This is a genomic window from Pseudomonadaceae bacterium SI-3, assembly GCA_004010935.1.
Taxonomy (GTDB): Bacteria; Pseudomonadota; Gammaproteobacteria; order Pseudomonadales; family Pseudomonadaceae; genus Stutzerimonas.
In genome coordinates, this window is record CP026511.1 from 1,465,447 (window position 1) to 1,479,889 (window position 14,443).

Here is a 14,443-nt window from a genome sequence, read left to right on the forward strand (position 1 = left end):
TTCTATCAGAAGCCAGGCCGGAAACGATGGGCGCAGTATGGCGAAACGACACATCTCGGGCAGACGGCAGCAAGCGCGCGCCATCTGCTGACAAGCCTGGGCGAACACGTACGCACGGCAGCCGTCTGGCGCGCCGCATGGGCGTGTTCCTGGGCGTTTCATTGCTTGCCGGGGGCGGTTATGCCGCCTGGCATGAGATGCACACCTCGAAACTGCAGGCGCTGTGGCTTAACCGTTACGCCGAGAATCTGGACTACCAGCTCGAGCCCGGTGCGAGCCGCAGTATCAAATTTCCCGAGGCAGGACCATTCGACCGCCGTCTGGGCTATGCGGCCTTGCCGACGTTCCTGGAACGGCTGACCCAGCGGGGGTTCAGTGTGCAGCAGCAGGTGAGTTTTTCGCCCGCGCTGCTGCGCTACGTCAACCGCGGCTTCTTCGTACCCTATCCGGAGAAATCCAAGGCGGGGCTGACCATCGACGATTGTCGCGGCGAGCCGCTGTATGCCAACAGTTATCCCCACCAATACTACGAGAGCTTCGATGACGTGCCGCCGGTCATCGCGATGAGCCTGTTGTTCATCGAGGACCGTGGGCTGCTCGACGCCGGCCGTCCGCGTGCCAACCCTGCAGTGGATTGGCCGCGGTTTACCATGGCAGCGGTCAGCCAGGTTGAGAAGAAACTGGGCCTGCCGGTGCAGGCAGCCGGCGGCAGTACGCTGGCTACGCAGGTCGAAAAATACCGTCACTCGCCCGAAGGACGCACCGGTGACGCCGAGGAAAAGATCCGGCAGATGATTTCCGCCAGCGTGCGGACCTACCGCGAAGGCCAGCAAACCATGGTCACCCGGCAGCGCATCGTTCGCGATTACCTCAACAGCGTGCCGCTCTCTGCCGCCTATGGGCACGGCGAGGTGCACGGCATCGCCGATGGTCTGCGCCTCTGGTACGGCGCCGATTTCGCCGAGGTTAACCGGGTCCTCGATGCTCGGCGCAATGAAGGCGTCAGTTATGAAACGCAGGGGCTCGCGCTGCGACAGGTGCTCTCGCTGTTGATCGCTCAACGGCGCCCGTCGTACTACCTGGGAGCAGGGCGTGCCGACATGGCGGAGCTCACCGACAGCCATATCCGCTTGCTGGCCAATGGCGGTGTGATCGGTACGCGGTTGCGCAACGCCGCCTTGCAGCAGCAGGTTGAGTTCCGCAATTTGCGTCTCGAGCCGGGCATTCGTGAGGTGCCTTCCAGCAAGGGCATCACGGCCGCGCGGATGCGCCTGAGCAACCTGCTGGGCGTGTCGTTGTATGAGCTCGACCGCCTGGATCTGGCCGCGACCACGCCGCTGCATGGCGAGTTGCAGGGACAGATCAGCAACTATCTGCATCGACTGGCCGATCCAGCATTCGCAGGTGAGGTTGGCTTGTTTGGCGAGCGCATGTTGTCGCCTGAGCGTACCGGCGATGTGCGTTACAGCTTCACGCTGTTCGAGCGCGGCGAGCAAGGCTTCCGTGTGCGGGTGCAAACCGACAACACCAACCAGCCGTTCGACATCAACGAGGGCAGCAAGCTGGAGCTGGGCTCGACTGCTAAGCTGCGGGTGCTGACCACTTATCTGGAGGTCATCGCCGAGCTGCACGAGCGTTACGCGAAGAGCGATGTCGCCACCTTGCGCAAGGCTGAGGCGGTGGATCCGCTGACCCGCTGGGCGCTGGCTTATCTGATTCAGCATGAGGATCGCAACCTGCCAGCCATGCTTGATGCAGCGCTGGAGCGCCGCTACTCGGCCAGTCCGACCGAGCGCTTCTTTACCGGCGCTGGCATGCACCGCTTCGGCAACTTCCGCCGTGAGGACGACGGCCGCCTGCCGACCATGCGCGAAGCGCTGCAGGAATCGATCAACCTCCCGTTCGTTCGGCTAATGCGCGATCTGGTGAGCTACAGCACCTACCAGACATCCAACGGCGCCGAGCTGCTCAGGAGTGATGACAACCCTGAGCGGCGAGAGTACCTGCAGCGTTTTGCTGATCGCGAAGGCTCGGTGTTTCTGCAGCGTTTCTGGCGCAAGTATCGCGACAAGAGCGCGGACGAACGCATCGAGGCACTGTTGGATGGCATGCGCCCGACGCCATCGAGGTTGGCTGCCGTCCACCGGTATCTGATGCCCGAAGCGGACCGCGCGACTTTCGAGCGTTTTCTCAAGGCGCGTCTGCCAACGGCCACCCTCACCGACAAGGCGGTCGACTCGCTGTACGAACGCTACGCGCCGGGTTCCTACAGTCTGCCGGACCAGGGCTACATTGCCCGCGTCCACCCGCTGGATCTGTGGCTGCTGGGTTACCTGATCAAGCATCCGGAGGCTGGCATTACCGAGGTAATCGCGGCCAGCACCGCCGAGCGCCAGGAAGTTTATGGCTGGCTGTTCCGCAGCCGTCACAAGAGCGCGCGGGATAGCCGCATCCGCATCATGCTCGAGGTGGAGGCATTCACCGATATTCACCGCCGCTGGCAGCGTCTGGGCTATCCGTTCGACCATCTGGTGCCTTCGCTGGCTACGGCGCTGGGCAGCTCGGGCGACCGCCCGGCGGCGTTGGCCGAATTGATGGGCATCATCGTCAATGACGGCGTGCGGCTGCCCAGTGTGCGCATCGACAGCCTGCATTTCGCCAGCGACACGCCGTATGAGACTCGCCTTGGCATCAAGCCGGATGTCGGGGTGCGGGTGTTGCACAGTGAGGTGGCGACGGCCTTGCGCGAAGCGCTTGCCAGCGTGGTCGAAGGTGGCACCGCGCGGCGCTTGCGCGGCAGCTTCATGCAGACTGATGGTGAAGCACTGCGGGTTGGCGGCAAAACCGGGACGGGTGACAACCGTATCCAGACTGTCGGCGCGGGCGGCCGACTGATCAGCTCGCTGGCGCTGAATCGCACCGCGACCTTCGTGTTCTACCTCGGGCCCAATCACTTCGGCACGCTGACAGCCTACGTGCCGGGCCGCGGGGCGGACAGCTTCCGCTTTACCTCTGCGCTACCGGTACAGGTGCTCAAAGGCATGGCGCCGATACTGCAGCCGTATCTGCAGCCCGGTGCGCAGTCGCAATGCCAGCCCGTCGGCGAGCCCTTGAAGCCGACGCTGACAGCGAGCACTGAGAACAAGGCCTGACGATGGCGGGCGAGCGGTTAGGGGCACCTGACCGCATCGGCCCCCTTATCGCAAATGGCCTTTGCCGATCAGCCTGTGCTCGGCGACACTCTTCCGCTTCGCGAACCTAATGAAGGGCTCGCGTCAGGGCGAGGGAGAGATGATGAAACTGCCGATCTATCAGGTCGATGCGTTTACCCAGCAGCTGTTCAAAGGCAACTCGGCCGCTGTGGTTCCGTTGGAGCATTGGCTGAGCGACGCACAGATGCAGGCCATCGCCGTGGAGAACAACCTGTCGGAAACGGCCTTCCTGGTGCGCGAGCCTGACGGTGCGTTTCTCATTCGCTGGTTTTCGCCGCTGACTGAAATCGACTTCTGCGGGCACGCCACCCTGGCCAGCGCCTTCGTGTTGGTTGGACAGAACTTGGCCACGGCTCCGCTGACTTTCCGTGCCGCTGCGGTTGGCGATATCAGCGTCGCCGAGTTGGATGATGGTTTGCTGGAGATGAGCTTTCCCAACCGTGCCCCGGAGCCCGTCGAGAATCCGCCGGTTGAGCTGTTCAACGGTCTTCGGACCTTGCCGCGGGCGGTGCTGCGAAACCGTCAGGCCTGGTTTGCCGTGTACGACGATGAGGATCAGGTGCGCCAGCTGGCACCCGACCTGTCGCTACTCAAAACGTTGGCACCATTGGATGTCGTGGCAACGGCGCCGGGTCGCCAGCAGGATTTCGTCTCGCGCTATTTCTGGCCGGCCAACGGCGGGGATGAAGATCCGGTCACCGGTTCCATCCATGCAGGCCTTGCGCCTTACTGGAGCGAACGGCTGGGCAAGACGCAGTTGCTGGCGCTGCAGGCCTCACGCCGAAGCGGTTTGCTGCACTGCCGGGTCGAAGGCGAGCGCGTTTTTGTCGCCGGGCATGCGGTCCTGTATCTACAGGGCACGATTGAGGTGTAGTTCACGGTGTGGAACAGGGGCGCTCGCGTCACGCAGCGCCGCTATCGAACCGGGCGCTAGAACGATTTCACGATCCGCCCGAGCAGCTCCATCGCTTTTTCGCTGCGCTCATCCCAGGGATGGCCGTAGTTCAGGCGTGCACAATTGCGAAAGCGCCGGGTGGCTGAAAAGATCGGGCCTGGAGCGAGGCTGATGCCCTGCGCGAGCGCCAGCTGCAACAATTGCAGCGAATCGACCCCCTCGGGAAATTCGAACCAGAGGAAGTAGCCGCCGCTGGGCCGCGTTACCCGGGTGCTGGCCGGGAAGTGACGCGCGGCGGAGGCAAGCATTTCTCCCTGTTGACGCTCCAGTGCATGACGCAATCTACGTAAATGGCGGTCGTAGCCGCCGTGTTGCAGATAGTCAGCGATCGCCGCTTGGGCCGGCACCGAGGGTGAGATTGTCGTCATCAGCTTGAGGCGGCTGATCTGTTCGGCATAGCGGCCGCCCGCCACCCAGCCGATCCGGTAACCCGGCGCCAGGCTTTTGGAAAAAGAGCCGCAATGCATTACCCATCCGTCACGGTCGTGGCTCTTGACCGGTTTCGGCGGCTCCTGGTTGAAGTACAGCTCGGCGTAGACGTCGTCTTCAATCAGCGGGACTTGATGGCGCTGCAGCAACGCATAGAGGTTCTCTTTGTTTGACTCGCTCATGCTCGCACCGAGCGGATTCTGCAGGCTGCTCATGAACCAGCAGGCCTTGATCGGCAAGCTGCTCAGCCGGCTTTCCAGTGTGCTCAGGTCGATTCCGTCACGCGGATGCACCGGGATTTCCACTGCCTTGAGCTTGAGCCGCTCCAGCACCTGCAAGGTGGCATAGAACGCGGGCGCTTCGATGGCGACCAGGTCCCCCGGCTGGGTGACCACCTGTAAACAGAGATTCAACGCTTCCATGGCGCCGGTGGTGATTACCAGCTCGTCCAACGGCAGCATGACTCCGCTGACCATATAGCGCAGCGCGATCTGCCGGCGCAGGTCAGGGTGGCCGGTAGTCATCTCGGCGATCACTTCACGCCCCGGCATCTCGCGCACGGTCTGCGCCATGGAGCGTGCCAGGCGTTGCAGGGGAAACAGGTCGGGACTGGGGAAGGCGGAACCGAACGGAACGGTGTCCGGATCGCGCAGCGAGGCGAGCACCGAGAACACCAGTTCGCTAACGTCGACATCGGTGGTTTCGCTCAGTCGTGGGCTGATCTCAGGCTCCGGAAGCAGGCGTCTGGCGTGCTCGCGAACAAAATAGCCCGAGCGCGCCCGGGCCTGGATCAAACCGCGATCCTCCAGCAGGTAGTACGCCTGGAACACGGTGGAGGGACTAACGCCGTAGGTGCGACTGGCATGGCGCACGGACGGCACCTTTTCGCCCGGCGCCAGCACGCCGGAGCGGATCAGTTCGGCAATTTCGTCAGCGAATTTCTCGTAGCGCTTCATCTGCTTCTGCTTCAGCAAGGGGCAATATCGGTCAGCCGCGTGAGCGGGCGCATGCGAACTGCCACCATCCTATCGAACCCTTGGTGCAATGAAGCTACTCGGAGCCGTTACCTGGCGTGCGGGGTCGCTCGCGTCAGTGACCGAGAAGTGCAGCTTCTCGTGCGCGTTCACATTGTCGTCAACGAGCGCCACGCTGACCGGCACATCGACGATCTCGCCTGCGGCCAGGCTGATCTGATGCGGGCCGTGCAGCTCGTAAGGGCCTTCGCCCAGGGTGATCAGATAGTCGTGCGGCTGCTGGGTTTTGTTGATCACCTTCAAGCTGTACATGTTTTCGATCTGGCCGTGGATATTTTCACGATAGAGGGTGCGGTCCTTGGTTACATCCAGGGATAACGTCGGTCGCGCTTCCAACGCCCAGACGAAGGCACCGATCATAATCACCAGCGCTCCGGCATAGCCGATCAGACGCGGTCGCAGCAGCCTGGTCTGGCCGCCTTCAAGCGCACGTTCGGAGGTATATCGAACCAGACCCCGGGCGTAGCCCATCTTGTCCATGACGCTGTCGCAGGCGTCGATACAGGCACCGCAGCTCAGGCAGTCGAGTTGCAGGCCGTCGCGGATGTCGATACCGGTGGGGCAGACCTGCACGCACAGCGTGCAGTCGATGCAGTCGCCACGGCCTTCGGCCTTTGGGTCGGCGTCTTTGCGCCGCGCGCCTCGTTGTTCACCCCGGGTGGCATCGTAGGACACCACCAGCGTGTCGGCATCGAACATCACACTCTGGAAGCGTGAATAGGGGCACATGTGTACGCACACCTGTTCACGCAGCCAGCCGGCGTTGATGTAGGTCGCGGCGGTGAAGAAGAACAGCCAGAACGCGGTGGTTCCGCCCAGCTGCAGACTGAACAGATTGATGACCAGTTCACGGGCCGGGGTGAAGTAGCCGACGAAGGCAATCGCCGTGGCCAGGCTTACGGCAAGCCAGACGGCGTGCTTGGCAGCGCGTCGTAACAGCTTGCTGAATGACAGCGGGGCGGCGTCCAGTTTGATTCGCTGGCTGCGATCACCCTCGGTGACTTTCTCAGCCCACATGAACACCCAGGTCCAGGTGCTTTGTGGGCAGGCGTAGCCGCACCAGACTCGACCCGCGAGCACAGTGATGAAGAACAAGCCGAAGGCGGCGATGATCAGCAACGCCGATAATAGGATGAAATCCTGGGGCCAGAATGTCGCCCCGAAAATATGGAATTGTTGTTTGTTCAAATCCCATAGCACCGCCTGGCGTCCCCCCCAGGTCAACCACTGGGTGCCGAAATAGAGCAGAAACAAAAGTCCGCCGCCGATCAGGCGCAGATTGCGGAACAGGCCGGTAAAACTGCGGGTGTGAATCGGCCCGCCCGCCTGTGCCGGGGTCAGGCGTATCGGCTTGCGTGGATCGACGGTGTCGATGATTGTTGCGCGGATGCGTTCGGTCATTGGGGTGCCCCTGTCAGGCTATATCAGGCGGCGCCGATGATCTGATCAGGGTGTTTCGCATAACAGCCTCAGGTACCGCTGAAAAATACGCATCAGATGGTCGCTGCGCAGGTTTGGATCTGCACTCGACGGTCCATCCAAGGCGTGCGCGGCCGTAGCGTAGGGCTTTGGCGATGACCTCGGTAATGTGGCCGCTGCAGCGTGCCTGCACCGTGCGACGCTAGGCCACAGTCCCCGGAATCAGCTGATGCGGTTTTTCCGTGCCCATCTGCACCTGTTTCGAGGCGAGCGAGGCAAGTCATAGTCGCTCGCGTGTGGCCGATGCGTGCTGTCAGCGGCCGTTCCCTGCATGATTACCCGTTCCGCTCAACCGTTTTGATAGGACCCTCGATGATTCTCAAAGGCCTGACCTGGCTGGTCGTACTGCAGCTGCTTGGCAGCGTCATCCATCTCTCTCTGCTGCCAGCGCTGCCCGGTCCGATCATCGGCATGGTGCTGCTGTTCGGGCTGCTGTTGCTGCGCCGCGGCATTCCCGAGCCGCTGGAAAAAACCGCCGCGCTGCTGCTGCAGTATCTGCCGTTGCTGTTGATCGTGCCGGCGGCGGGAATCATGACCAGCAGCGAGGCCTTGCTTGCAGATCTGCCGGCGATTGCCGCCGGGCTGGTGTTGTCGCTGGTGGTGACCGTGCCGTTCTGCGGCTGGCTGATGCAGCGGCTGATCCGACGCATGGACCGCCGGACGGAGGACCAGGCATGAGCGGCGTCGACTGGCGTAGCGTTTGGGCGCTGACCCTTGATCACCCGCTGTTCTCCGTGGCGCTGACATTGATTGCCTTTCAACTGGCACTGGCGTTGTACCGGCGCAGTGGTTGGCTGGTGTTGCAGCCGGTCATGGTTGGCATGCTGCTGGTGGTTGGCACGCTGTACCTGTGTGGCATCGACTATGCGAGCTATCGCGCCGACGCCTCGATGATCGCGGTGCTGGTCGGCCCGGCGACCGTGGCGCTGGCGGTGCCGCTGTACCGCCATATCCGCCGCATCCAGCAGCTGTTCTGGCCGATCCTCATCACGCTGGTGTCCGGTGGTGTACTCGGCGTTGCGCTGACCATGGCGGTCGCCGGCGCGCTGGGCGCGGATCTGTCGGTGCTGATGAGCCTCTCGCCCAAGGCAGCGACCATGCCGATCGCGATGTTGGTGGCTGAACAGCTGGGTGGCCTGGCGTCTTTGGCAGCGGTATTCGTCATGCTCACCGGGGTCATCGGGACCGCGCTTGGGCCGCTGTTGCTGGGCTGGGCCGGGGTCGATCATCCTGCGGCACGAGGCTTGAGCTATGGCATCAACGCGCACGCCATCGGCACGGCGAGGGCGCTGGAGGAGGGTGACGAGTGCGGCGCGTTCGCGGCGCTGGGGATGAGTCTGCTGGGCATTCTGATCGCATTGTTCCTGCCGTTGGTGCTGGGCTAAGGGGCTTTGTTGCATCGACAGCTGTTGCGATTGGCCCGGCTATGCCTAGGCTTAGGGCTCTTCCCTCAGGAGCGGTCCCATGTTCGAGCAGTTCCAGCGTAGCGAGTGCGAGGTTAATGGCGTTCGGATCAACTATCGCAAGGGCGGCTCCGGTCCGCCTCTGCTCTTGCTGCACGGTTACCCGCAGACGCACGTAATCTGGCACAAGGTGGCCGATCAGCTGGCTCAGCGCTTCACCGTGGTGGCGGCCGACCTGCGCGGTTACGGCGATAGCAGCAAGCCCGACGGCGGCGAGGACCATGTCGCCTATAGCAAGCGCGAAATGGCGCGGGATCAGGTCGAACTGATGCGCGCGTTGGGCTTCGAGCGCTTCGACCTGCTCGCCCACGACCGCGGGGCGCGGGTTAGCCATCGGCTGGCCATGGATCACCCGCAGGCCGTGCGGCGGCTTATCCTCCTGGATATCGCGCCGACCCTGGCGATGTACAGCCAGACCGACGAAGCCTTTGCTCGCGCCTACTGGCACTGGTTCTTCCTGATTCGTCCGGCGCCGCTGCCGGAAACGCTGCTCGAGGCCGACCCCGAACTTATCCTGCGCACCGCCGTGGCCACCCGCGCCGATCATGTGCATCCGTTCAGCGAGGTTGCGTTCGCCGAGTACCTGCGATGCATGAAGCTGCCCGGCACCGTTCATGCGTTCTGCGAGGACTATCGGGCCAGCGCCGGCATTGATCTCGACCATGACCGCGAAGACCGTGCCGCCAAGCGAATGATCGCCGCGCCGTTGCTGGTGCTGTGGGGTGCCAAGGGTGTAATCGAACGTTGTTTCGATCCGCTTGAGGAATGGCGCGCGGTTGCGTCAGACGTTCAGGGCAAGGCCCTGCCAGCGGGGCACTACCTGCCGGAAGAAGTGCCCGAGCTGCTATTGGAAGAAGTGCTGGCGTTTCTCGCCTGAGGTCGGCCATCGCGATGCGGATATATCGATCATGGCGATAGGTTCGTACAGAAAAATCCAACCATGCACCCGGCGATTCAATAGAAGATCACCTCATTCCGTCACTCGGCGCGCTTGTCGTCGAGTCGGCCACCGTTTAGAGGTCTCCCAAATGATCGACATTCGTCCCCGCGCCGAGCTTGGCAGCGCCCAGCATGGTTGGTTGGATACCCGTCATCACTTTTCCTTCGCTGGATACCACGACCCGGCCCGCGTGCACTGGGGGCACTTGCGGGTCTGGAATGACGACAGCATCGCACCGCATTCCGGCTTCCCGAGCCACCCGCATCGCGACATGGAAATCATCACCTACGTGCGTAAGGGCGCGATCACCCATGAGGACAGCCTCGGCAACCGCGGCCGGACCGTGGCAGGTGACGTCCAGGTGATGAGCGCCGGCACCGGCATCACCCACAGCGAATACAACCTGGAAGACGAGACCACCGAGATTTTCCAGATATGGATCTACCCGAATCGGTCCGGCTTGCCGCCGGCCTGGGGCACCCGGCCCTTCCCGGCCGGTGAGCGCGCCGGCAGCTTCGTTACCTTGGCCAGCGGGATGGCAGAGGACGGCGATGCCTTGTCCATTCGAGCCGATGCCCGCCTGGTTGCGGCGACACTTTCTGCCGGTCAGGTTGCCGAATACCAGATTGGCGCGGACCGGAAGGTTTACATGGTTGCGGCCAGTGGGCGTATCGAAGTCGGGGAGCGAATCGCGGCGGCAGGTGATGGGGTGGCAGTGCGAGACGAGAAGCAGCTGAGCATCAAGGCGTTGGAAGACAGTGAAATCGTGCTGGTCGACGTTCGCTGAACGTATCGACTTCCACTACTCAAACCGGAACACAACCCAGAAAGAGGAAACTGAAAATGGCGAAGATTCTTGTGGTGTATCACTCAATGTATGGCCACATCGAAACCATGGCCAATGCAGTGGCCGAAGGTGCGCGTCGTGTCGAAGGCGCTGAAGTGACCATCAAGCGCGTGCCGGAAACTATGCCGCAAGAGGCTTTCAAGAATGCCGGCGGCAAGGTCGACCAGCAGGCGCCCTTTGCCAATCCGGCGGAGCTGGCCGATTACGACGCGATCATCTTTGGTACGCCGACTCGCTTCGGCAACATGTCCGGGCAGATGCGTACCTTCCTCGATCAGACCGGTGGGCTCTGGGCCAAGGGCGCGCTGCACGGCAAGGTTGCCAGCGTGTTTACATCGACCGGCACCGGCGGCGGTCAGGAGATGACCATTACCTCGACCTGGACCACTTTGGCGCACCACGGAATGATCATCGTGCCCACCGGCTACGGTATCGGCGAGTTCTTCGACATTTCTGAAGTGAATGGCGGCACGCCGTACGGTGCCTCGACCATCGCTGGCGGTGACGGCTCGCGTCAACCTTCCAATAAAGAACTGACCATTGCCCGTTACCAAGGCGAGCTGGTGGCCCAGACCGCGGTCAAGCTGAAAGGCTGAAAGGCTGAAAGGCTGAAAGGCTGAAAGGCTGATCAGCTGTGAAGGTGCCGGGTGGCTTGGCTCGCCCGGCGTCTCGGCCCTATCAGGCGTCATGCAGCAACCCGTACATCAGCTCATCGACATAGCCGGTGTCGCTGGCACGTTTGTAGGCCGCCCGCTGAGTGCCTTCGTGAACGAAGCCCAGGCGTTCGTAAAACGCGATGGCACGGGGATTGTCCGCTTCGACTGTCAGCTCGACACGGGTGATGCCCGCTCGCTGCAGCCGCGCAAGGGCGTCTTGCATCATTCCCATGGCGATACCTCGGCCTTGAGCTTCCGGCGCCACGGCCAAGGTTCCTAGGTAGGCGACATGCGCAGTACGACCAACGTGCCGCTGCGCCTTGTAGAAGCCCATTACTTCGCCATCGATTTCGTATACGTAGAAACAGCCACTCTCGAACAATGGGTCGAACACCTTGCCGAACGCCTCGCGCGGCATCGGATCGAAGCCGAGGAAGGGCACCACTGACTCGTGCATGTAGATGTCGTAGACCCGATCAAAATCGGTAGGGGCGACCAGTCGGCGCATATCCATCCTCCTAGGGCAGGGGCGCGAACAGCGCCTCGATATCACTCGGCTCCAGTTGCCAGCCGCCTTGACCACCGGCATCCAGCACGCCTGCGGCCAGTTCGGCTTTGCGTTGCTGCAGTTGCTGGATCTTTTCTTCGACGGTAGCGCGAGCGATCAGCTTGTAGACGAATACCGGCTTGCTCTGGCCGATGCGGTGCGCGCGGTCGGTGGCCTGGTTCTCCGCGGCCGGGTTCCACCAGGGGTCGTAATGGATCACGGTGTCGGCCGCCGTCAGGTTCAGACCGGTGCCGCCAGCCTTGAGGCTGATCAGAAACAGTGGGACTTCCCCATTCTGGAACCGCTTGACGGGAGTGCGCCGATCCTTGGTTTCGCCGGTGATATGTACGTAGTCGATGGTGCGGCTCTGCAGTTCTTCTTCAATCAGCGAGAGCATCGAGGTGAACTGTGAAAACAGCAGGATTCGTCGGCCTTCGGCGAGTAGCTCGGTCAGCATTTCCATCAGGCTGTCGAGTTTGCCAGAGGTGCCGCCCCGGACTGGCCGGGCGACGTCGCCCTTGACCAGGCGGAGATCGCAGCACACCTGACGCAGCTTGAGCAGTGCATCGAGGATGATGATCTGACTACGCGCCAGGCCTTTGCGGTCGATCTCCTCGCGGACTTTGCTGTCCATCGCCAGTCGCACGGTTTCGTACAGGTCGCGCTGAGCCGGGCTGAGCTCGACCCAGTGCAAGATCTCGTTTTTGGGCGGTAACTCCTGCGCGACCTGTTCTTTGCGTCGCCTGAGCAGGAAAGGTTTTATCCGCTTGGTGAGGTGCTCGAGCCGATCGGCGTCGCCGTGTTTCTCGATAGGCGTGCGGTAATCCCGGGTGAATTGCTTGGTATCGCCGAGCCAACCGGGCATGAGGAAATGAAACAGCGACCAGAGTTCGCCGAGATGATTTTCCAACGGCGTGCCGGTGAGGCAGAGGCGCTGGCGGGCCTCCAGACGTCCAGCAGCTTGCGCCGCCTTGCTGCTGGCGTTCTTGATGTTCTGGGCTTCGTCGAGCACCAGCACATGCAGCGGGACGTCTGCGAGCAGGTCGATGTCTCTGGGCAGCAGCGCGTAGGTGGTGAGCAGCAGATCGTAGTCGGTCAGGTGCTGGTAGAGCTGTCGACGCGTCGTCCCGTGCAGGGTCGCCACTTTCAGCGATGGCGCGAAGCGGGCCGCTTCATCCTGCCAATTGGGGATGAGGGTAGTGGGCATCACCACAAGAGAGGGTCGGTCCAACTTGCCCGCTTGCTTCTCGAGTAACAGGTGAGCAAGGGTCTGCAACGTTTTACCCAGGCCCATATCGTCGCCCAGAATGCCGCCGACCTCGAGGGCCCGTAGCGTTTGCATCCAGCGCAGACCGTCCAGCTGATAGAGGCGCAGTGTTGCATTCAGGTCCCGCGGTGGGCTGATGTCTTCTTTGCGGTAATCGCGCAGTCGCTGGGCGAAATCCCGTAAATGCTCGCCGCCATGCCATTGCAGTGGGAGCGAATCGAGCCCAGCCAGCCGGGCCGCATCGGTTCGCTCCAGTCGTAAGTTCTCGCCGTTTGGTTGCTCCTGGAGATAAAGCTCCGAGAGGGTGGCCAAGATGGGTTTCAGGCGATCGAAGGGCAGCAGCACTTGCAGCGGTTGGTCATCTTCTTCGCGGCGCCGATCGATCTGCACCCGCAGGGTTTCGTCGTCGCCGCGTTGTGCCAGGGCGTGGGCAGAGAGCAGGGCCGGATTGCGTCGGATCAGCCCGAGCAGGACCGGCAATAGGCTGATTCGCTCACCTTCAACGATGATGCCGAGTTCCAGATCGAACCAGCTGTGCTCTGGCGGCTCTTCGACGTCGACGTACCAGGCATCAATCGCCGTCAGATCGTAGGCGAAGCCGGGCTGCATGACGATCTGCCAGCCTTGCTCGCGCAGCGGGGCCAGTTGGGTTTGGGTGAAATTGAGCCAGGCCGCCTCGCTCGGCAGCTCGAACATCTCGGCCGAATCCTTCGGCAACGCCTGACTCTGGCGCAGCGCTGGGCGAAAACCCAGTTGCTGCAACTGCTGACGCAGCGCCTGTTCCGCGTCCGGCCGGCGCGCGATGCTCAACACGCGAGCCCCTTCGGTCTGGCGTAAGCGTTGGCCAGGCTTGGCTTTGCCGTGAACCTGGGTGTGGCCGTAGAGGAAAGTCAGCCCGGCACGATGCTGGTGCTCGCTCACCATGCGACCGCTGCTGAGCTGGTAGTTGACCGACTGATGGCTGCCGAGGCTCAGGTGGGGCAGTGGAAGCAGGTCGTCGACCTGATGTTCTTCGGGCTTGGCGGGGGCCGGCAGCTGCGGGGCGATTTCATGCAGCGTCAGGCTGAACAGGGCGGCCTGGGCGGATGGAACCGAGGGTGCGTCGAGGAGGTGCCGAGCCAGTGGCATAGGTAGACCGTGATCGACCATGCCCATTTCGTTCTGCGTTCTGTCGACGTAGTACAGCGGGTCGACAGCTGTAACCAGTTCGCCGTGGGGTTCGGCCATGTTCAGTCCAGGCTGGAAACCGCCGTCGGGTTGCTCGTTCCAGTTGAAGCGTGCCTGCCGGGGCCGGCCGGGCTGCAGTGCGGGCTGATCCCAGCTGAGAAAGGCGCGACCGCTCTCGAGAATCAGGCGCAGAATTTCGCCGCCGTTCTCGCCGTTGAGCTTGAAACCATTGCCTGATGTGCGGCCCAGCGTGACCAGTGCGGCAATGCGCAAATCCAGCGGCTGCATGAAGGTCGGCTTACGAAAGCTGGCTTCACGCAATCCATAGTAGGGCTGCCGCTCGCCCCAGGTGCCGTCTTTGTGTTGACGCACCTTGTAGACCTCCACGGAGAAGTCAGGGCATAGCAGATAGTGCAGACACCAGCCTTGGCCGGTTTGCAGGTTGTC

At 62.5% G+C, this 14,443-nt stretch carries 11 protein-coding genes; 7 read left to right on the forward strand and 4 right to left on the reverse strand.

Annotated features, from left to right (window positions below):
* Positions 1 to 149: 149 nt before the first annotated feature.
* Both C1896_07065 and C1896_07070 read left to right on the forward strand, forming a co-directional pair.
* A complete protein-coding gene (locus C1896_07065) occupies positions 150 to 3,152 on the forward strand; it encodes a glycosyl transferase family 51 (GenBank protein ID AZZ47560.1) in 3,003 nt (1,000 codons plus the stop codon).
* A gap of 154 nt (positions 3,153 to 3,306) precedes the next feature.
* Positions 3,307 to 4,086: a phenazine biosynthesis protein PhzF gene (locus C1896_07070; GenBank protein ID AZZ47561.1), complete on the forward strand. Its 780-nt coding sequence runs from the start codon at positions 3,307 to 3,309 to the stop codon at positions 4,084 to 4,086.
* Between the two features lie 56 nt (positions 4,087 to 4,142).
* On the opposite strand, the gene C1896_07075 is transcribed toward C1896_07070, so the two are convergent.
* Both C1896_07075 and ccoG read right to left on the reverse strand, forming a co-directional pair.
* Positions 4,143 to 5,552 carry a GntR family transcriptional regulator gene (locus C1896_07075; protein AZZ47562.1) on the reverse strand — a complete coding sequence of 470 codons (1,410 nt, stop codon included), beginning with the start codon at positions 5,550 to 5,552 and terminating at the stop codon, positions 4,143 to 4,145.
* A gap of 69 nt (positions 5,553 to 5,621) precedes the next feature.
* Positions 5,622 to 7,031 (reverse strand): cytochrome c oxidase accessory protein CcoG, encoded by a 1,410-nt coding sequence (gene ccoG / locus C1896_07080; GenBank protein ID AZZ44694.1) that lies wholly within the window; start codon positions 7,029 to 7,031, stop codon positions 5,622 to 5,624.
* Positions 7,032 to 7,421: 390 nt separating this feature from the next.
* Between ccoG and C1896_07085 the strand changes: the two genes are divergently transcribed.
* The 5 genes from C1896_07085 to C1896_07105 all read left to right on the forward strand — a co-directional run bounded on the left by C1896_07085 (position 7,422) and on the right by C1896_07105 (position 10,955).
* On the forward strand, positions 7,422 to 7,787 hold the full coding sequence (locus C1896_07085) for a CidA/LrgA family protein (GenBank protein AZZ44695.1): 366 nt from the start codon (positions 7,422 to 7,424) through the stop codon (positions 7,785 to 7,787).
* Entirely contained in the window at positions 7,784 to 8,494 is a 711-nt protein-coding gene (locus C1896_07090; GenBank protein ID AZZ44696.1) for an LrgB family protein, read from the forward strand. The genes C1896_07085 and C1896_07090 overlap by 4 nt, the downstream gene beginning before the upstream one ends.
* Positions 8,495 to 8,573: 79 nt before the next feature.
* The gene (locus tag C1896_07095; GenBank protein AZZ44697.1) at positions 8,574 to 9,449 is read left to right on the forward strand and encodes an alpha/beta hydrolase; all 876 of its coding nucleotides are present in this window, start codon (positions 8,574 to 8,576) and stop codon (positions 9,447 to 9,449) included.
* Between the two features lie 151 nt (positions 9,450 to 9,600).
* Positions 9,601 to 10,299: a hypothetical protein gene (locus C1896_07100; protein ID AZZ44698.1), complete on the forward strand. Its 699-nt coding sequence runs from the start codon at positions 9,601 to 9,603 to the stop codon at positions 10,297 to 10,299.
* 56 nt (positions 10,300 to 10,355) lie between these two features.
* Positions 10,356 to 10,955, forward strand: coding sequence for an NAD(P)H:quinone oxidoreductase (locus C1896_07105; GenBank protein ID AZZ44699.1), 600 nt, complete (start codon positions 10,356 to 10,358; stop codon positions 10,953 to 10,955).
* 82 nt (positions 10,956 to 11,037) lie between these two features.
* Here the strand turns inward: C1896_07105 and C1896_07110 are convergent, their stop codons facing one another.
* Together C1896_07110 and C1896_07115 are read right to left on the reverse strand one after the other, a co-directional pair.
* Positions 11,038 to 11,523: a GNAT family N-acetyltransferase gene (locus C1896_07110; protein ID AZZ44700.1), complete on the reverse strand. Its 486-nt coding sequence runs from the start codon at positions 11,521 to 11,523 to the stop codon at positions 11,038 to 11,040.
* 10 nt (positions 11,524 to 11,533) lie between these two features.
* A complete protein-coding gene (locus C1896_07115) occupies positions 11,534 to 13,876 on the reverse strand; it encodes a helicase (GenBank protein ID AZZ47563.1) in 2,343 nt (780 codons plus the stop codon).
* Between the last annotated feature and the right edge of the window lie 567 nt (positions 13,877 to 14,443).